17 protein-coding genes are annotated in these 17,712 nt (G+C 71.0%); 4 read left to right on the forward strand and 13 right to left on the reverse strand.

All coding sequences use genetic code 11. The features are described 5' to 3' along the window. Positions 1 to 2: 2 nt before the first annotated feature. From nuoK to ABD981_RS17260, 11 genes are read right to left on the reverse strand one after another with little or no spacing between them, the layout of a single operon-like run. The gene (gene nuoK / locus ABD981_RS17210; RefSeq protein ID WP_046908839.1) at positions 3 to 302 is read right to left on the reverse strand and encodes an NADH-quinone oxidoreductase subunit NuoK; all 300 of its coding nucleotides are present in this window, start codon (positions 300 to 302) and stop codon (positions 3 to 5) included. Then, a complete protein-coding gene (locus ABD981_RS17215) occupies positions 299 to 1,120 on the reverse strand; it encodes an NADH-quinone oxidoreductase subunit J (protein ID WP_046908838.1) in 822 nt (273 codons plus the stop codon). Before ABD981_RS17215 ends, nuoK begins: the two co-directional genes overlap by 4 nt. After that, complete coding sequence (gene nuoI / locus ABD981_RS17220) at positions 1,117 to 1,713, reverse strand: NADH-quinone oxidoreductase subunit NuoI (RefSeq protein ID WP_046908837.1); 597 nt, start codon at positions 1,711 to 1,713, stop codon at positions 1,117 to 1,119. Before nuoI ends, ABD981_RS17215 begins: the two co-directional genes overlap by 4 nt. Further along, positions 1,688 to 3,052 (reverse strand): NADH-quinone oxidoreductase subunit NuoH, encoded by a 1,365-nt coding sequence (nuoH, locus tag ABD981_RS17225; protein ID WP_046908836.1) that lies wholly within the window; start codon positions 3,050 to 3,052, stop codon positions 1,688 to 1,690. Before nuoH ends, nuoI begins: the two co-directional genes overlap by 26 nt. Further along, a complete protein-coding gene (locus tag ABD981_RS17230) occupies positions 3,049 to 5,532 on the reverse strand; it encodes an NADH-quinone oxidoreductase subunit G (protein WP_046908835.1) in 2,484 nt (827 codons plus the stop codon). The genes nuoH and ABD981_RS17230 overlap by 4 nt, the downstream gene beginning before the upstream one ends. Continuing rightward, entirely contained in the window at positions 5,529 to 6,878 is a 1,350-nt protein-coding gene (gene nuoF / locus ABD981_RS17235) for an NADH-quinone oxidoreductase subunit NuoF (RefSeq protein ID WP_046908834.1), read from the reverse strand. Before nuoF ends, ABD981_RS17230 begins: the two co-directional genes overlap by 4 nt. Then, positions 6,878 to 7,621 carry an NADH-quinone oxidoreductase subunit NuoE gene (gene nuoE / locus ABD981_RS17240; protein WP_046908833.1) on the reverse strand — a complete coding sequence of 248 codons (744 nt, stop codon included), beginning with the start codon at positions 7,619 to 7,621 and terminating at the stop codon, positions 6,878 to 6,880. The genes nuoF and nuoE overlap by 1 nt, the downstream gene beginning before the upstream one ends. Next, positions 7,618 to 8,940 carry an NADH-quinone oxidoreductase subunit D gene (locus tag ABD981_RS17245; protein ID WP_046908832.1) on the reverse strand — a complete coding sequence of 441 codons (1,323 nt, stop codon included), beginning with the start codon at positions 8,938 to 8,940 and terminating at the stop codon, positions 7,618 to 7,620. The genes nuoE and ABD981_RS17245 overlap by 4 nt, the downstream gene beginning before the upstream one ends. Further along, on the reverse strand, positions 8,937 to 9,668 hold the full coding sequence (locus ABD981_RS17250; RefSeq protein WP_046908831.1) for an NADH-quinone oxidoreductase subunit C: 732 nt from the start codon (positions 9,666 to 9,668) through the stop codon (positions 8,937 to 8,939). Before ABD981_RS17250 ends, ABD981_RS17245 begins: the two co-directional genes overlap by 4 nt. Then, a complete protein-coding gene (locus ABD981_RS17255) occupies positions 9,665 to 10,219 on the reverse strand; it encodes a NuoB/complex I 20 kDa subunit family protein (protein WP_046908830.1) in 555 nt (184 codons plus the stop codon). The genes ABD981_RS17250 and ABD981_RS17255 overlap by 4 nt, the downstream gene beginning before the upstream one ends. 17 nt (positions 10,220 to 10,236) lie before the next feature. Beyond that, positions 10,237 to 10,596, reverse strand: coding sequence for an NADH-quinone oxidoreductase subunit A (locus ABD981_RS17260; protein WP_019888619.1), 360 nt, complete (start codon positions 10,594 to 10,596; stop codon positions 10,237 to 10,239). A 671-nt stretch (positions 10,597 to 11,267) separates the two neighbouring features. Between ABD981_RS17260 and ABD981_RS17265 the strand changes: the two genes are divergently transcribed. After that, on the forward strand, positions 11,268 to 12,113 hold the full coding sequence (locus ABD981_RS17265) for a C40 family peptidase (protein WP_046908829.1): 846 nt from the start codon (positions 11,268 to 11,270) through the stop codon (positions 12,111 to 12,113). A 76-nt stretch (positions 12,114 to 12,189) separates the two neighbouring features. Here ABD981_RS17265 and ABD981_RS17270 read toward each other — a convergent pair whose 3' ends face one another. Beyond that, entirely contained in the window at positions 12,190 to 13,059 is an 870-nt protein-coding gene (locus ABD981_RS17270; RefSeq protein ID WP_046908828.1) for an NAD(P)-dependent oxidoreductase, read from the reverse strand. Between the two features lie 102 nt (positions 13,060 to 13,161). Here ABD981_RS17270 and ABD981_RS17275 point away from each other — a divergent pair, with 102 nt between their 5' ends. Further along, positions 13,162 to 14,136: a GlxA family transcriptional regulator gene (locus ABD981_RS17275; protein WP_046908827.1), complete on the forward strand. Its 975-nt coding sequence runs from the start codon at positions 13,162 to 13,164 to the stop codon at positions 14,134 to 14,136. On the opposite strand, the gene ABD981_RS17280 is transcribed toward ABD981_RS17275, so the two are convergent. Next, positions 14,102 to 15,388, reverse strand: coding sequence for a geranylgeranyl reductase family protein (locus ABD981_RS17280; RefSeq protein WP_046908826.1), 1,287 nt, complete (start codon positions 15,386 to 15,388; stop codon positions 14,102 to 14,104). The genes ABD981_RS17275 and ABD981_RS17280 overlap by 35 nt on opposite strands. Before the next feature lie 148 nt (positions 15,389 to 15,536). Between ABD981_RS17280 and ABD981_RS17285 the strand changes: the two genes are divergently transcribed. Together ABD981_RS17285 and ABD981_RS17290 are read left to right on the forward strand one after the other, a co-directional pair. Next, positions 15,537 to 16,220, forward strand: coding sequence for a peptidase inhibitor family I36 protein (locus tag ABD981_RS17285; RefSeq protein WP_240495299.1), 684 nt, complete (start codon positions 15,537 to 15,539; stop codon positions 16,218 to 16,220). Further along, entirely contained in the window at positions 16,217 to 17,710 is a 1,494-nt protein-coding gene (locus ABD981_RS17290) for a phosphodiester glycosidase family protein (RefSeq protein WP_046908824.1), read from the forward strand. Before ABD981_RS17285 ends, ABD981_RS17290 begins: the two co-directional genes overlap by 4 nt. The last annotated feature ends 2 nt before the right edge of the window (positions 17,711 to 17,712 follow it).

The following is a 17,712-nucleotide window of genomic DNA, read 5'->3' on the forward strand; positions in this document are numbered from 1 at the left end:
CCTCACAGCTTCATCAGGCTGGCGTCGTCGACCGAGGCCGAATGGCGGGCACGGAAGACGGACACGATGATCGCGAGTCCGACGACGACCTCCGCGGCGGCCACGACCATCGTGAAGAAGGCGATGATCTGGCCGTCGAGGTTGCCGTGCATGCGGGAGAAGGTGACGAACGCGAGGTTGCAGGCGTTGAGCATCAGCTCGACGCACATGAAGAGCACGATCGCGTTGCGCCGGATGAGCACGCCCACCGCGCCGATGGTGAACAACAGCGCGGAGAGATAGAGATAGTTGACGGGATTCACCGCGAAGCCTCCTCTGCGTCCCGGCCCAGCCGCTCCTCGGAGCGCTGTTCGAGGGCCTTGAGGTCGGCGAGCGCCTCGCTGGACACGTCCCGGATCTGGCCCCGCTTGCGCAGGGTCTGCATCACGCTCAGCTCGGCCGGGGTGCCGTCGGGCAGCAGGCCCGCGACGTCCACCGCGTTGTGCCGGGCGTAGACGCCGGGGGCGGGCAGCGGCGGGAGGTGCTTGCCCTCGCGCACGCGCTGCTCGGCCAGCTCGCGCTGGGTGCGGGCGCGTTCGGTGCGCTCGCGGTGGGTGAGGACCATCGCGCCGATGGCGGCGGTGATGAGCAGCGCGCCGGTGATCTCGAAGGCGAACACGTACTTGGTGAAGATGAGGGCGGCGAGGCCCTCCACGTTGCCGCCGGAGGCGGTGTTGGCGGTGCCCAGCCCGTTGAACTCGGTCAGCGAGGCGTGGCCGATGCCGGCGAACAGCAGGACGCCGAAGCCGAGTCCGCACAGGGCGGCCCACCAGCGCTGTCCCTTGATGGTCTCCTTCAGCGAGTCCGCGGCGGTGACACCGACCAGCATGACGACGAAGAGGAAGAGCATCATGATCGCGCCGGTGTAGACGACGATCTGGACGATGCCGAGGAAGTAGGCGCCGTTGGCGAGGTAGAACACGGCCAGGACGATCATGGTGCCGGCGAGACAGAGCGCGGAGTGCACGGCCTTCCTCATGAGGATCGTGCACAGCGCGCCGACGACGGCGACGGTGCCGAGGACCCAGAACTGGAAGGCCTCGCCCGTGGACGTCGTGTAGGCGGCGAGTGTCGTGCTCATGCGTCCGCCCCCTCCGGCTCGCCCTTCTCCCCCTTGGACACGGCGACCTGCTGGACGGTGCCGGGGGCGGCCTCGGTGACCATGCCCCGGTAGTAGTCCTGCTCGTCCATGCCCGGGTAGATGGCGTGCGGGGTGTCGACCATGGTGTCCTCGAGGCCCGCGAGCAGCTGCTCCTTGGTGTAGATCAGGTTCTCGCGGGAGGAGTCGGCCAGTTCGAACTCGTTGGTCATCGTCAGCGCCCGCGTGGGGCACGCCTCGATGCACAGCCCGCACAGGATGCAGCGGGCGTAGTTGATCTGGTAGACGCGGCCGTAGCGCTCGCCCGGGGAGTAGCGCTCCTCCTCCGTGTTGTCCGCGCCCTCCACGTAGATGGCGTCGGCGGGGCAGGCCCAGGCGCACAGCTCGCAGCCGACGCACTTCTCCAGACCGTCGGGGTGACGGTTGAGCTGGTGCCGGCCGTGGAAGCGGGGCGCCGTCGTCTTCTGCTGCTCCGGGTACTGCTCGGTCAGCCGCTTCTTGAACATGGCCTTGAAGGTCACGCCGAAGCCGGCCACCGGATTCTGGAAATCAGACACCGTCCGTCTCCTTTCCATCAGTCGCCGTAGCGGAATCGGGGCCACCGCTGACGATCAGCTCCCGCTCGTGGCGGGGCCGACGCCGCGGTACGGGCGGCAGGGACTGTCCGGGCCGGGGCGGTACGGGGAAGCCTCCGGCCATCGGGTCGAACGGGCGGGTGTCCGCCTCCTCCGAGGCGGCGGCCGCCTTGCCCTTGCGGTCGCGGAAGACGTCGACCACGAAGGAGATCAGCAGCACGCCGAGGACGGCCCCGGCGACGTACAGCACGATCGACTGGAAGTCGTAGTTCTCGTTGCGCAGCGCCCGGACGGTGGCGACCAGCATCAGCCAGACCACGGAGACCGGCAGCAGCACCTTCCAGCCCAGCTTCATCAGCTGGTCGTAGCGGACGCGGGGGAGCGTGCCGCGCAGCCAGATGAAGAAGAAGAGGAGCAGCTGGACCTTGAGGACGAACCAGAGCATCGGCCACCAGCCGTGGTTGGCGCCCTCCCAGAAGCCGGAGATCGGCCAGGGGGCGCGCCAGCCGCCCAGGAACAGGGTCACGGAGACCGCCGAGACGGTCACCATGTTCACGTACTCGGCGAGCATGAACAGCGCGAACTTGATGGACGAGTACTCGGTGTTGAAGCCGCCGACCAGGTCGCCCTCGGACTCCGGCATGTCGAAGGGGGCGCGGTTGGTCTCGCCCACCATGGTGACGATGTAGATGATGAAGGAGACCGGCAGCAGCACGACGTACCAGCGGTCGGCCTGCGCCTCCACGATCGTCGAGGTCGACATCGACCCGGAGTAGAGGAAGACCGAGGCGAACGCGGCGCCCATGGCGATCTCGTACGAGATCATCTGCGCGGCCGAGCGGAGTCCGCCGAGGAGCGGGTACGTCGAGCCGGAGGACCAGCCGGCGAGCACGATGCCGTAGATGCCGACGGAGGCGACCGCGAGGATGTACAGCATCGCGATCGGCAGGTCGGTCAGCTGCATCGTGGTGCGCTGGCCGAAGATCGACACCTCGTTGCCGGCCGGGCCGAAGGGGATGACGGCGATGGCCATGAAGGCGGGGATGGCGGCGATGACCGGAGCGAGGACGTAGACGACCTTGTCGGCCCGCTTGACGATCAGGTCCTCTTTGAGCATCAGCTTCACGCCGTCGGCGAGCGACTGGAGCATGCCCCAGGGGCCGTGCCGGTTGGGGCCGATGCGCAGCTGCATCCAGGCGACGACCTTGCGCTCCCACACGATGGAGAAGAGCACCGTCACCATCAGGAACGCGAAGCAGAAGACCGCCTTGACGAGGACGAGCCACCAGGGGTCGCGTCCGAACATGGACAGGTCTTCGGCGGCGAGCAGCGTGTTCATGCCTCCACCTCCGTGAGGGTGGCCGGGCCGATGCGGACCAGGTCGCCGGGGCGGGCGCCGGTGCCGGCGAGGACGCCGCGGCCGGCCGAGTTCAGCGGGAGCCAGACCACCCGGTCGGGCATCTCGGTGACCTGGAGGGGGAAGCGGACCGCGCCCGCGGGCCCGGTCACTTCGAGCGTGTCGCCGTCCTTGACGCCGGTCGCGGCGGCGGTGCCGGCGGAGAGCCGGGCGACGGCCGCGTGCCGGGTGCCGGCCAGCGCCGTGTCGCCCTCCTGGAGGCGGCCGAGGTCGAGCAGCAGCCGGTGCCCGGCGAGGACGGCCTCGCCGTCGGCCGGCCGCGCCGCGGCCTGTCCGGGCTCGGCGGGCTCGCCGGCCCGCTCGCCGGTCCAGCCGCCGAGCCGGTCCAGCTCGCGCCGGACGGCCCGCAGGTCGGGCAGGGCGAGGTGGGCGTCCATGGCGTCGGCCAGCATGTGCAGCACGCGGGCGTCGGCGGGCGGCAGCGTCCGGGTCATCTGCTCCGGCTTCAGCGCGGCCTCGAACATCCGGGCGCGGCCTTCCCAGTTGAGGAAGGTGCCGGACTTCTCGGCGACCGCGGCGACCGGCAGGACCACGTCGGCGCGCTCGGTGACCGCGCCGGGCCGCAGCTCCAGCGAGACCACGAAGGCGGCGTCGAGGGCCTCGCGGGCGCGGGCCGGGTCGGGCAGGTCGTCCACGTCGACGCCGCCGACGAGCAGCGCGCCGAGTTCGCCGGTGGCGGCGGCCTCGACGATCTGGCCGGTGTCGCGGCCGTAGCCGTGCGGGAGTTCGCGGACGCCCCAGACGGCGGCGACCTCCTCCCGGGCGCGCGGGTCGGTGGTGGGCCGGCCGCCGGGCAGCAGCGCCGGGACGGCGCCCGCCTCGATCGCGCCGCGCTCTCCGGCCCGGCGCGGGATCCACACCAGCTTGGCGCCGGTGGCGGTGGCGGCCCGCAGCGCGGCCGTGAGCGCTCCGGGGACCCCGGCGAGCCGCTCGCCGACGGCGATGACGGAGCCGTCCTGGCGCAGCGCCTCGGCCGCGGCGAGACCGTCCGCGGAGAGCCCGACCCGGGAGGTGAGGGCGTCGAGCCACTCGGTCTCGGTGCCGGGGGCGGCGGCGAGCAGGGTGCCGCCGGTCTTCTCCAGGCCTCGGGTGGCGTACGCGGCGACCGCGAAGGTCCGCTGTCCGTGCTTGCGCCAGGCCTTGCGCAGCCGCAGGAAGACGCCGGGCGCCTCCTCCTCGGACTCCAGGCCGACGAGCAGCACGGCGGGCGCGGCTTCGAGGGAGGTGTACGTGACCCCCGCGCCGTCCAGGTCGCGGCCCCGGCCGGCGACGGCGGAGGCGAGGAAGTCGGCCTCCTCGCCGGAGTGGACGCGGGCCCGGAAGTCGACGTCGTTGGTGTCGAGGGCGACCCGGGCGAACTTGGCGTACGCGTAGGCGTCCTCGACGGTCAGCCGCCCGCCGGCCAGGACTCCGGTGCGGCCGCGGACGAGCCCGCGGGCCGCGGCTTCGAGCGCCTCGGGCCAGGAGCTCTCCTCCAGGACGCCGGTCTCCGGGTTGCGGACCAGGGGGGTGGCCAGCCGGTCGCGCTGCTGCGCGTACCGGAAGCCGAACCGCCCCTTGTCGCAGATCCACTCCTCGTTGACCTCGGGGTCCTCGGCGGCGAGCCGTCGCACGACCTTGCCGCGGCGGTGGTCGGTGCGGGTCGCGCAGCCGCCCGCGCAGTGCTCGCAGACGCTCGGCGAGGACACCAGGTCGAAGGGGCGGGAGCGGAAGCGGTAGGCGGCCGAGGTCAGCGCGCCGACCGGGCAGATCTGGATGGTGTTGCCGGAGAAGTACGACTCGAAGGGGTCGCCCTCGCCGGTGCCGACCTGCTGGAGCGCGCCGCGCTCGACCAGCTCGATCATCGGGTCGCCGGCGACCTGGTTGGAGAAGCGGGTGCAGCGCGCGCAGAGCACGCAGCGCTCGCGGTCGAGCAGCACCTGGGTGGAGATGGCGACCGGCTTCTCGTACGTCCGCTTCCTCCCCTCGAAGCGGGACTCGGCCTGCCCGTGGGACATGGCCTGGTTCTGCAGCGGGCACTCGCCGCCCTTGTCGCAGACCGGGCAGTCCAGCGGGTGGTTGATGAGCAGCAGCTCCATCACGCCGTGCTGGGCCTTCTCGGCGACCGGCGAGGTCAGCTGGGAGCGGACCACCATGCCGTCGGTGCAGGTGATGGTGCAGGAGGCCATCGGCTTGCGCTGGCCCTCGACCTCGACGATGCACTGGCGGCAGGCGCCGGCCGGGTCGAGGAGCGGGTGGTCGCAGAAGCGGGGGATCTCGATGCCGAGCTGCTCGGCCGCCCGGATCACCAGGGTCCCCTTGGGGACGGAGATCTCGATGCCGTCGATGGTCAGCGTGACGAGGTCCTCCGGCGGCACGGCCGCGGCCCCGCCCCCTCCCGGGGCGGACGTGGTGACTGTCATGCGTTCACCTCCCGGTGCTTGTCCGCCCAGGCGGTGGACTTGGCGGGGTCGAAGGGGCAGCCCTTGCCCGTGATGTGCTGCTCGTACTCGTCGCGGAAGTACTTCAGGGACGAGAAGATCGGCGAGGCGGCGCCGTCGCCGAGGGCGCAGAACGACTTGCCGTTGATGTTGTCGGCGATGTCGTTGAGCTTGTCGAGGTCGCTCATGACGCCCTTGCCGGCCTCGATGTCACGGAGCAGCTGGACCAGCCAGTAGGTGCCCTCGCGGCAGGGGGTGCACTTGCCGCAGGACTCGTGGGCGTAGAACTCGGTCCAGCGGGTGACGGCCCGCACCACGCAGGTGGTCTCGTCGAAACACTGGAGCGCCTTGGTGCCGAGCATGGACCCGGCGGCGCCGACGCCCTCGTAGTCGAGCGGGACGTCGAGGTGCTCCTCGGTGAACATCGGGGTGGAGGAGCCGCCGGGGGTCCAGAACTTGAGCCGGTGGCCGGGCCGCATCCCGCCGCTCATGTCGAGGAGCTGGCGCAGGGTGATGCCGAGCGGGGCCTCGTACTGGCCGGGCGAGGAGACGTGCCCGCTGAGCGAGTAGAGCGTGAAGCCGGGGGACTTCTCGGTCCCCATGGAGGTGAACCAGTCCTTGCCCCGGTTGAGGATCGCGGGAACCGAGGCGATGGATTCGACGTTGTTCACCACTGTGGGGCAGGCGTACAGACCGGCGACCGCGGGGAAGGGGGGACGCAGCCGGGGCTGGCCGCGGCGCCCTTCGAGCGAGTCGAGCAGCGCGGTCTCCTCGCCGCAGATGTACGCGCCGGCGCCGGCGTGCACGGTGATGTCGAGGTTCAGGCCGCTGCCCAGGATGTCCCGGCCCAGGTAGCCGGCCTCGTAGGCCTCGCGGACCGCCTCGTGCAGCCGTCGCAGGACGGGCACGACCTCGCCGCGCAGGTAGATGAACGCGTGCTCGGAGCGGATCGCGTAGCAGGCGATGATCATTCCCTCGATGAGGGAGTGCGGGTTGGCGAAGAGCAGCGGGATGTCCTTGCAGGTGCCCGGCTCCGACTCGTCGGCGTTGACGACGAGGTAGTGCGGCTTGCCGTCGCCCTGCGGGATGAACTGCCACTTCATCCCGGTGGGGAAGCCGGCGCCGCCGCGGCCGCGGAGGCCGGACTCCTTGACGTACGCGATGAGGTCGTCGGGCGACATCGCGAGCGCCTTGCGCAGGCCCTCGTAGCCCTCGTGCCGCCGGTAGGTCTCCAGGGTCCAGGACTCGGGTTCGTCCCAGAACGCCGACAGGACGGGTGCCAGCAGCTTCTCGGGGCTGCTGTTGTTGATCTCGGCCGCCAAGGTCATCACTCCCCCTCCTCACGGGCCGCCTCGCCCCGCGGGTGGACGATCCGGTGCTGGGGGGTCTCCCCCTTGGCCAGGCGCAGGCCGACGAGCGAGGCGGGGCCCGCTCCGCCTGTGGCCCCGACGGCGCCCTCGCGCTCGTCGGGGAAGCCCGCGAGGATGCGGGCGGTCTCCTTGAAGGTGCACAGCGGTGCGCCGCGGGTGGGGGCGACGGGACGGCCGGCCACCAGGTCGTCGACGAGCCGCTTGGCGGAGTCGGGCGTCTGGTTGTCGAAGAACTCCCAGTTCACCATCACGACGGGCGCGAAGTCGCAGGCCGCGTTGCACTCGATGTGTTCGAGGGTGACCTTGCCGTCGGGGGTGGTCTCGTCGTTGCCGACGCCGAGGTGCTCCTTGAGCTCCTCGAAGATGGCGTCGCCGCCCATGACCGCGCAGAGCGTGTTGGTGCAGACGCCGACCTGGTAGTCGCCGGAGGGCTTGCGCCGGTACATCGTGTAGAAGGTGGCGACGGCGGTGACCTCGGCGGTGGTCAGGCCGAGCATCTCGGCGCAGAACCGCATGCCGGTGCGGGTGACGTGGCCCTCCTCCGACTGCACGAGGTGCAGCATCGGCAGGAGCGCGGAGCGGGACCCCGGGTAGCGGTCGATGATCGCCTTCGCGTCCTCCTCCAGCCGGGCGCGGACCTCGGCGGGGTAGTCGGGCGCGGGCAGTTGGGGCATCCCGAGACTGGTGTGTCCGTCCGTCATCGGTCGACGCCTCCCATCACGGGGTCGATGGACGCGACGGCGACGATGACGTCGGCGACCTGGCCGCCTTCGCACATCGCGGCCATGGCCTGGAGGTTGGTGAAGGACGGGTCGCGGAAGTGGACCCGGTAGGGGCGGGTGCCGCCGTCGGAGACGACGTGCACGCCGAGCTCGCCCTTGGGCGACTCGACGGCCGCGTAGGCCTGTCCGGCCGGGACCCGGAAACCCTCGGTGACCAGCTTGAAGTGGTGGATCAGGGCCTCCATGGAGGTGCCCATGATCTTCTTGATGTGGTCGAGGGAGTTGCCGAGCCCGTCGGGGCCGAGGGCCAGCTGGGCAGGCCAGGCGATCTTCTTGTCGCCGACCATGACCGGACCGGGCTCCAGCCGGTCGAGGCACTGCTCGACGATCCGCAGCGACTGGCGCATCTCCTCCAGGCGGACGAGGAAGCGTCCGTAGGAGTCGCAGCTGTCGGCGGTGGGGACCTCGAAGTCGTAGGTCTCGTAGCCGCAGTACGGGTCGGCCTTGCGCAGGTCGTGCGGGAGGCCCGCGGAGCGCAGGATCGGTCCGGTGGCGCCGAGCGCCATGCAGCCGGTGAGGTCGAGGTAGCCGACGTCCTGCATGCGGGCCTTGAAGATGGGGTTGCCGGTGGCGAGCTTGTCGTACTCCGGCAGGTTCTTCTTCATGGTCTTCACGAACTCGCGCACGGCGTCGACGGCGCCGGGCGGGAGGTCCTGGGCGAGGCCGCCGGGGCGGATGAACGCGTGGTTCATGCGCAGGCCGGTGATCAGCTCGTACAGGTCCAGGATCATCTCCCGGTCCCGGAAGCCGTAGATCATGATCGTGGTGGCGCCGAGCTCCATGCCGCCGGTGGCGATGCAGACCAGGTGCGAGGAGAGCCGGTTGAGCTCCATGAGGAGCACCCGGACGATGCTCGCCCGGTCCGGGACGTCCTCGGTGATGCCGAGCAGCTTCTCCACGCCGAGGCAGTACGCCGTCTCGTTGTAGAACGAGGTGAGGTAGTCCATGCGCGTGACGAAGGTGGTGCCCTGCGTCCAGGTCCGGTACTCGAGGTTCTTCTCGATGCCGGTGTGGAGGTAGCCGATGCCGCAGCGGGCCTCGGTGACGGTCTCGCCGTCGATCTCCAGGATGAGCCGGAGCACGCCGTGGGTGGACGGGTGCTGGGGGCCCATGTTGACGACGATGCGCTCGTCGTCGGCCTTGGCGGCGGACTGGACGACCTCGTCCCAGTCGCCGCCGGTGACCGTGTAGACGGTCCCTTCCGTGGTCTCCCGTGCGGAGGCGTTGGGGGTGTTCACGAGTACGACCTCCGCTGGTCCGGAGCCGGAATCTGGGCGCCCTTGTACTCGACGGCGATGCCGCCGAGGGGGTAGTCCTTGCGCTGCGGGTGGCCCGGCCAGTCGTCCGGCATCATGATCCGGGTGAGGGCGGGGTGCCCGTCGAAGACGATGCCGAAGAAGTCGTACGTCTCGCGCTCGTGCCAGTCGTTGGTCGGGTAGACCGGGACCAGCGACGGGATGCGCGGGTCGCCCTCGGGGGCCGAGACCTCCAGGCGCAGCAGCCGGCCGTGGGTGAGCGAGCGCAGGTGGTAGACGGCGTGCAGCTCGCGGCCCTTGTCGCCCGGGTAGTGGACGCCGGAGACGCCGGTGCACAGCTCGAAGCGCAGGGCGGGGTCGTCGCGCAGGGTGCGGGCGACCCGGACCAGGTGTTCGCGCTCGATGTGGAAGGTGAGCTCGCCGCGGTCGACGACCGTCTTCCCGATCGCGTTCTCCGGGACCAGGCCCTGCTCCTCCAGGGCGCCCTCCAGCTCGTCGGCGACCTCGTCGAACCAGCCGCCGTACGGGCGGGAGGCCGGTCCGGGCAGCCGCACCGAGCGGACCAGGCCGCCGTAGCCGGAGGTGTCGCCGCCGTTGTTCGCGCCGAACATGCCGCGCTGGACGCGGACCTCCTCCCCGTGCTCGCCGCGCTGTCCCGGGAGGTTCTGCTCGCTGAGCTCCTTCTCGGGGTTCGGGGTTTCGTCGCTCACCGGAGCAGACCCTTCATCTCGATGGTGGGCAGCGCCTTGAGCGCCGCCTCCTCCGCCTCGCGGGCCGCCTCCTGGGCGTTCACGCCGAGCTTGGAGCCCTGGATCTTCTGGTGGAGCTTGAGAATCGCGTCCATCAGCATCTCGGGGCGCGGCGGGCAACCCGGCAAATAGATGTCAACCGGAACAATGTGGTCAACGCCCTGCACAATCGCGTAATTGTTGAACATTCCGCCAGAAGACGCGCAAACCCCCATGGAGATGACCCACTTGGGGTTCGGCATCTGGTCGTAGACCTGCCGCAGGACGGGCGCCATCTTCTGGCTGACGCGGCCGGCCACGATCATCAGGTCGGCCTGGCGCGGCGAGCCGCGGAAGACCTCCATGCCGAAGCGGGCCAGGTCGTAGCGGCCGGCGCCGGTCGTCATCATCTCGATGGCGCAGCAGGCGAGGCCGAAGGTCGCGGGGAAGACGGAGGCCTTCCGGACCCAGCCCGCGGCCTGCTCGACGGTCGTCAGCAGAAAACCGCTGGGCAGCTTCTCTTCGAGTCCCATGGGTGCTCCTCAGCCCCTCAGTCCCATTCCAGGCCGCCGCGCCGCCACACGTAGGCGTAGGCGACGAAGACGGTGAGCACGAAGAGCAGCATCTCCACGAGCCCGAAAAGCCCCAGGGCGTCGAAGGTGACGGCCCAGGGGTAGAGGAAGACGATCTCGATGTCGAAGACGATGAAGAGCATCGCCGTCAGGTAGTACTTGATCGGGAAGCGGCCGCCTCCGGCCGGAGTGGGCGTCGGCTCGATGCCGCACTCGTAGGCCTCAAGTTTTGCCCTGTTGTACCGCTTTGGCCCGATTAGCGTGGCCATGACCACGGAGAAGATCGCAAACCCCGCACCCAGGGCACCGAGCACGAGGACGGGCGCGTACGCATTCACGCTCCTCGCTCCTTCCAGTCGTCCTTGACCGTTGGACCGCACTGCCGGCCTGCGCCTCCCCGTGGAAGATCGCTCCCATGTGAGGCAGTTCACAAGCCTGACTGCCCCGCATCTTAAGCCCGCCCCTCTGTGATCTGCGACACGGGGTACAGCAACGACTTTGTGATCTCCACCACCTGACGAAGGATCATGAAGTCGGATGAGCGGTGATCTTGCCACTCGAAGCGCCCAGGTGATCACCAGATGTGACATCCGGACCGGAAAACGCTGGTCGGAGGGGGTGGCGCACTATCAAGAGTTGGGCCCTACAAGCAAATTGGCAGTGGGACGCGTACGGGTGATAAGGGATCCGGCCATCGCCCGGTCGGGGGGTCCGGCGTACCGCGGTGGACGTGTGCACGCGTTCACGAGCCTTGATGTGACCTGCGTCACACAAGGAACCGGCCTGGAAGAACGGGGCTTGGCCATCGAGGTGAAGAGGTGGTAAGTGACGGGCAATTCGGACGTTTCATTGAAAACCCGTGATCAAGCCCGCATGGGGCCATGCCCGATTTGCCCGTTACGGCGTCAATAAGGGCGCCAAGGAAGCGGATTCAGCGGTTCCGAACGTAACTGTGGCGCAACCCACGTTTCTTGAAGGGAACCGCGAAGCCCTGATAGCGGTTGTACCCATGTCCCACACCGCTCACATACCCAGCCACCGGAAGCCCCGCCGCAGCGCTTCGAAGCTCGCGTTCCGAGCCGGAGTTGCCGGTGGCGTCTTCAGCACGATCGCCGTGGCCGGCGCCGCCGCCCCGGCGAACGCCGAGCCGGTGACCGAGACGACCCTCGAGATGCCCACCCTGGGCTCGCTCGACGCCGACCTCGCCAGCGCCGTCTCCGCCTCCGCCGAGGCGAGCCAGCAGGAGGCCCTCGACCAGAGCCTCGCCGCCCAGGAGGACGCCGCCCTCAAGAAGGCCGCCTCCGAGGCCAAGAAGGCCAAGGCCGAGGCCGACCGCAAGGCCGAGGCGGAGAAGGCCGAGAAGGCCCGCGCCGAGGCCCGCGAGCGCGCCTCCCGCACCGCGGAGCGCACCTCGCTCTCCACGAAGTCCTCCTCGTCGTCCGGCTCCTCCGGCGCCGTCGGCGGCAACTCCGCCTCCAGCAGCGACCAGCAGGTCGCCACCGGCTCCGCCGCCGCGATCGTGGCCTTCGCCAAGGCCCAGGTCGGCGACGCCTACGTCATGGGCGGCACCGGCCCCAACTCCTGGGACTGCTCCGGCCTCGTCCAGGCCGCCTACCGCGCCGCCGGCATCGACCTGCCGCGCATCTCCGGCGACCAGTCGAGCCGCGGCACCTCCGTCTCGCTGAGCAACCTCCAGCCGGGCGACATCCTGTACTGGGGCAGCCGCAGCGGCTCGTACCACGTCGCCATCTACGTCGGCGGCGGCAAGTACGTCGGCGCGCAGAACCCCTCGACCGGTGTCGTCGAGCGCTCGCTCGACTGGGACACCCCCTCGGGCGCCGTGCGCATCCTCTGATCGCACCACCTGCACGTGTGAAGGGCCGTCACTCCTCGGGGGAGCGACGGCCCTTCTCTTTGCGGCCTTTCGGGTGTTACTCCCGGAATGCCTCGATGATCCGGGCGTAGCTGTCCCCGCCGTGTCCGGCCGCCACGGCCTGCTCCATCAGCGCCAGGTGCAGCTGCGGCAGCCGGCCGTCGACGCCCCGCGCCTCCCCCGCGTGCAGCAGATGGCCGATGCTCGCGACCTGGACGTCGATCGTGGCGTCGTCGCCCGGGTACTCCCCCGCGTCGATCTGCTCGGCGTACGTGGTCATGAACCAGGACACCGTGCGCAGCCAGCGCACGGCGAGCGCCGTGAACTCCTTCGCCGGCACCCCGTCGGCCCCGGTGAGCGCCGTCGCGTGCAGCCAGCCGCCGAACACCGACCACATCAGGCCGAGCAGACCGGCGTCGTACAGCGAGGCGAGGCCCGCGTCCGCGCCCAGGTCCACCGGGTCGCCGAGGACGGCGAGCGTCGGGCGGTGCGCGGCGAGCAGCCCGGCGTCACCGGCGTACAGGATCATGTTGGCGCTGTCGCCGACCCCGGGCGGGGTGGTCATGATGCCGCCGTCGAGGTAGCCGATGCCGTGCCCCGCGGCCCACTCGGCCTCGGCACGGGCCTGTTCGGGCGAGCCGGAGGTCAGGTTGACCAGCACCCGGCCCCGCAGCTCCGCGGCGACGGGTTGGAGGAGGGCGCGGACGGCCGGGTAGTCGAGGACGCAGACCACGACGAGTTCGCCCGCCGCGGCCGCCTCGGCGACGGTGGCGGCGTGCCGGGCGCCGCGGGCGACGAGCGGACCGGCCTTCTCGGGGCTGCGGTTGAAGACGGTGGTGGGGTGGCCGGCGTCGAGGAAGGCGCCCGCGAGGGCGGCGCCCATCTGCCCGAGGCCGATGACGGTCACTGGAGTGCGCTGCGTGCTCATGGCTCCACGCTCGCAGCGCGGCGACCGCCCCGACAGCGGCGGAACCGCCCCGCGGCGCACGATTCCTGCCACGGTGTCGGTCGCCTCCCGTACGGTCGTGGCATGAGCGCTGGAACGGTCGCCGTCGTCCTGGTCCCCGACGAGCAGGGAGGCCTCTCGCCCTGGGACATGTACGAGCTGTCCACGGTCTCGATGGTGTTCGGGGTCCCGCACACCGACCTGGCCGACCCCTGGTACACCCTGCGGGTGTGCGGCCCGGCCCCGCACGCCGCCCACGGCCTCGGCGGTCTGGCGGGCGCGGACACCGTCGTCGTCCCCTCGGTGCCGGACGCGGTGGCCGAGGGGCGCCGGGAACTGCCCGCCGAACTCCTCGCGGCCCTGCGGGAGGCGCACGCGGCGGGCGCGCGCATGGTCTCGATGTGCACGGGCGCCTTCGCGCTCGCGGCGGCCGGGGTGCTGGACGGCCACCGGGCGGTGCTCCACCGGGCCTACGCGCCCGCGCTGGCCGCCCGTCACCCGCGGGTCACCGTCGACGCCTCGGTGCTCTACACCGACGGGGGACGCGTGCTCACCAGCGCGGGCGCGGCGGCCGGCCTGGACCTGTGCCTGCACCTGGTGCGCAAGGACCTCGGCGCGGCCGTCGCGGGCGCGCTCGCCGACCGGCTGCTCGTCGCGCCGCACCGCCCCGGCGACCGGCCGCAGTCCCTCGGGGCGCCGCTCCCGGCCGGCGGGGCCGACACGCTGGGCCCGGCCCTGGACTGGGCCCTGGAGCGGCTGGGCGAGCCGCTGACGGTGGAGCTGCTGGCGCGTCGGGCGCGGATGAGCCCGCGCACCTTCCACCGCCGGGTGCGCGAGGTGCACGGCACCACCCCGCTGCAGTGGCTGCTGGAGCAGCGGGTGGCGCGCGCGCAGACGCTCCTGGAGTCGACGGACCTTCCGGTGGAGCGGATCGGCGAGGAGAGCGGGCTGGGCTCGGCGGCGAACCTGCGCCGCCACTTCACCCGGGCGGTCGGACTCTCCCCGACCGCCTACCGGCGCTCGTTCACGCCTTCGGGGCCACCTTCGAGAGGCCGTTGATGATGCGGTCCATCGCGTCGCCGCCGGTCGGGTCGGTGAGGTTGGCCAGCATCTTCAGCGTGAACTTCATCAGCAGCGGGTGGGTCAGGCCGCGCTGGGTCGCGATCTTCATGACCTTCGGGTTGCCGATGAGCTTCACGAAGGCGCGGCCCAGCGTGTAGTAGCCGCCGTAGGTGTCCTTGAGGATCTTCGGGTAGTTGTGCAGGGCCAGTTCGCGCTGGGCGGGGGTGGCGCGGGCGTGCGCCTGGACGATGACGTCGGCCGCGATCTGGCCGGACTCCATGGCGTACGCGATGCCCTCGCCGTTGAACGGGTTGACCAGGCCGCCGGCGTCGCCGACGAGCAGCAGGCCCTTGGTGTAGTGCGGCTGGCGGTTGAAGGCCATCGGCAGGGCGGCGCCGCGGATCGGGGTGGTCATGTTGTCCGGGGTGAAGCCCCAGTCCTCGGGCATGGAGGCGCACCAGGCCTTGAGGACCTCGCGCCAGTCCAGCTCCTTGAAGGCGGAGGAGGAGTCGAGGATGCCGAGGCCGACGTTGGAGGTGCCGTCGCCCATGCCGAAGATCCAGCCGTAGCCGGGCAGCAGCCGGTCCTGCGGGCCGCGCCGGTCCCACAGTTCCAGCCAGGACTCCAGGTAGTCGTCCTCGTGCCGGGGGGTCGTGAAGTAGGTGCGCACGGCGACGCCCATCGGCCGGTCCTCGCGCCGGTGCAGGCCCATCGCGAGGGAGAGCCGGGTGGAGTTGCCGTCGGCGGCGACCACCAGCGGGGCGTGGAAGGTGACCTCGCGCTTCTCCTCGCCGAGCTTGGCGTGGACGCCGGTGATCCGGCCGGTGCGGTCGTCGACGATCGGGGCGCCGACGTTGCAGCGCTCGTACAGCCGGGCGCCGGCCTTCTGGGCCTGGCGGGCGAGCTGCTCGTCGAAGTCGTCGCGCTTGCGGACCAGTCCGTAGTCCGGGTAGGAGGCGAGATCGGGCCAGTCGAGCTGGAGCCGGACGCCGCCGCCGATGATCCGCAGGCCCTTGTTGCGGAGCCAGCCGGCCTCTTCGGAGATGTCGATGCCCATGGCGACGAGCTGCTTGGTGGCGCGCGGGGTGAGGCCGTCGCCGCAGACCTTCTCGCGCGGGAACGCGGTCTTCTCCAGGAGCAGGACGTCCAGTCCGGCCTTGGCGAGGTAGTACGCGGTGGTCGAGCCGGCCGGGCCCGCCCCGACGACGATCACGTCTGCGCTGTGCTCGGAGAGGGGCTGCTCGGTCACGGCGGATTCTCCCGAAGACTCGACGGTAGGGGGCGGTACGGACGTACCGGGGCAGTCTATGGGGACCGGGAATGGAGTAGCCGGAGGGCCACCCCTCCATGCAAGATCACCAGCCGTGACCCTTAATCGCACACACATGCGGAGAGGCATGCTGCTCGCTGCCCTCCTCGCCCTGCTCTGTTCCGCGTTCCTCGGACTGCCCGGGAAGGCCGGCGCCGCCTCCTTCCCCGACTGCCCGGCCGGACAGTTCTGCCTCTACGACGGCAGCGGGGGCACCGGCACCCGCGTGGACCTCGCCGAAGGCGCCAAGGCCGAGCGGGACGCCGGCACCATCCTGTCCGTCCAGAACAACACCGGCATGTGGGCCTGCGTGTACGGCAGGCCCGAGTACGGCGGCGGCCTCCAGACCGTCAAGCCGGGCAACGGCGACGAGTACGTCACCGACGGCACCCGCTGGCTCGTCGGCTCGTACAAGCTGGTGCCCACCCGCGCCCTCTGCTTCACCGGCTACGAGCGCTGCGCGAACGGCGAGGTCTGCACCTTCGCCGAGAAGAACGGGCGCGGGGCGATGACCGTCCACCGGCCGGCCCTCGACACCGCGACCCGGAACTACGGCAACAGCTACGGCCCCGAGGTCGCCCCCGCCTCCGTGTTCAACCGGACGGCCAAGCACCTCTGCTTCTACCCGAACGCCGACTACACCGGCACCTGGGACAAGGACACGTACGGCGCCTACGTCGTGCTGCGCGGCCAGAGCGTCACCGTCCCCTCGCCCTTCACGGGCACCTTCCGCTCCCACGAGCTCGTCGACGGAACCTCGGAGTGCCAGTGACCACGCCCCCGCGCCCGGCCCTCGCCGTCGCCGCCGCCCTCGTCGCGACCCTCGCCCTGACCACCTCCCACGCCCCCGCCTCCACCGCGGTGGACGGCGTGGAGAGCCCGCTCGCCGCCTCCTGGCAGCAGACTCCGGTACCAGGCGCCGCCGAGCTCCCCGCCGGCATCACGGTCACCCACTGGACCGAGAAGGATCCGGGCAAGGACAACCGGAGCAGACCCCGTCTCCTCCAGGTCGTCGAGATCGACCCCACCGCCGCCCCGCTCGACCTGCAGAGCACCGTCGGCACGGGCGACGGCCTCGCCGAGACGGTCGCCGAACAGCTCGCCGCCGTCAGCCCGAAGTCCCCCTCCAGGCACCCCCTGGCGGGCGTCAACGGCAGCCTGTTCAAGTCGGAGAAGCCGCACCCGGACCTGGCGTCCGCCGGCCCCGTCACCCTCCAGCACATGGGCGTCTCGGTCACCGACGGCGTCCTGCATGGCTCCAGCTGCTGGGGCGGCGGCCAGGGCACCTCGGGCGCCGTGATCCAGTACGGCGTCCCGTACATCACCAAGCTGCGCACGGACCTCACCCTGACCGCGTCCGACGGGTCCGCCCCCATGCGCCTCGACGACATCAACCGGGACCCGGGCCGGGCCCGCGGCTGCGCCCGCGACAACGAGGACAGGCTCATCCCCCAGGAGCAGGCCGGCGATCAGAAGGGCGTCTTCGTGGACGCCGACGAGATCGTCCTGTTCACCTCGGACTACAAGTACCCGGTGCCCAAGCCCGGCCTCGACCCGTACGTCACCACGGACGACGACGAGGGCTACGAGGTCGTCCTCGACGCCACGGGCAAGGTGACGGCCGCCCGCGCGAGCCGCGGCGGCGGCAAGGGCAACACCGCCCAGGTCACGGTGCCTTCCGGCGGCCGCATCCTGCAGGGCGTCGGCACCGGTGCCACCTGGCTGCGCGACCACGCCCCGCTGAACAGCACCCTCGCGGTCTCCCAGAAGCTCACCGACACCCGGTTCAAGCGCGAGATCCCGCTGGACCCGTCGCTCGACGTCGTGAGCTCCTTCCACCAGCTCCTGCGCAACGGCGACGTCCCGGCCGAACTGCCCGACACCTGCGGCGACACGGACACCGGCGTCGACGGCACCGAGATCTGCACCGACTCCCGGGTGGCCCTCGGCACGAACGTGCGCGGCCGCACGGTCCTCGTCACCCTGACCGGGCAGCCCCAGGCGAGCACCGCCACCACCCACGAGGACGGCGCCTGGCTGCGGGACTTCGCCGAACTCCTGCACTCCGGGGAGCTCGGCCTGATCGACGCCCTCAACCTCGACGGCGGCGGCTCGGCGACCCTGATCACCGCCACCACCACACCCGGCACCACCACCGTGCGCACCCCGCCGACGGACCGGGTCAACGGCACGTACGTGCACCGGGCCGTCTCCGACGCCGTGTACGCCGGGATCAGCGGCTACGGCATGTACAAGAAGTAGCC

Source organism: Streptomyces showdoensis, assembly GCF_039535475.1.
Taxonomy (GTDB): domain Bacteria; phylum Actinomycetota; class Actinomycetes; order Streptomycetales; family Streptomycetaceae; genus Streptomyces; species Streptomyces showdoensis.

What these genes read in the sequence shown, in the direction of transcription:
- ABD981_RS17215 (WP_046908838.1), bottom strand. Translation starts at nt 1,120, where the DNA reads ATGAGCACGACACTCGCCGCCTACACGACGTCCACGGGCGAGGCCTTC.
- nuoI (WP_046908837.1), bottom strand. Translation starts at nt 1,713, where the DNA reads ATGGAAAGGAGACGGACGGTGTCTGATTTCCAGAATCCGGTGGCCGGC.
- nuoH (WP_046908836.1), bottom strand. Translation starts at nt 3,052, where the DNA reads ATGAACACGCTGCTCGCCGCCGAAGACCTGTCCATGTTCGGACGCGAC.
- ABD981_RS17230 (WP_046908835.1), bottom strand. Translation starts at nt 5,532, where the DNA reads ATGACAGTCACCACGTCCGCCCCGGGAGGGGGCGGGGCCGCGGCCGTG.
- nuoF (WP_046908834.1), bottom strand. Translation starts at nt 6,878, where the DNA reads ATGACCTTGGCGGCCGAGATCAACAACAGCAGCCCCGAGAAGCTGCTG.
- nuoE (WP_046908833.1), bottom strand. Translation starts at nt 7,621, where the DNA reads ATGACGGACGGACACACCAGTCTCGGGATGCCCCAACTGCCCGCGCCC.
- ABD981_RS17255 (WP_046908830.1), bottom strand. Translation starts at nt 10,219, where the DNA reads ATGGGACTCGAAGAGAAGCTGCCCAGCGGTTTTCTGCTGACGACCGTC.
- ABD981_RS17265 (WP_046908829.1), top strand. Translation starts at nt 11,268, where the DNA reads ATGTCCCACACCGCTCACATACCCAGCCACCGGAAGCCCCGCCGCAGC.
- ABD981_RS17270 (WP_046908828.1), bottom strand. Translation starts at nt 13,059, where the DNA reads ATGAGCACGCAGCGCACTCCAGTGACCGTCATCGGCCTCGGGCAGATG.
- ABD981_RS17275 (WP_046908827.1), top strand. Translation starts at nt 13,162, where the DNA reads ATGAGCGCTGGAACGGTCGCCGTCGTCCTGGTCCCCGACGAGCAGGGA.
- ABD981_RS17285 (WP_240495299.1), top strand. Translation starts at nt 15,537, where the DNA reads ATGCTGCTCGCTGCCCTCCTCGCCCTGCTCTGTTCCGCGTTCCTCGGA.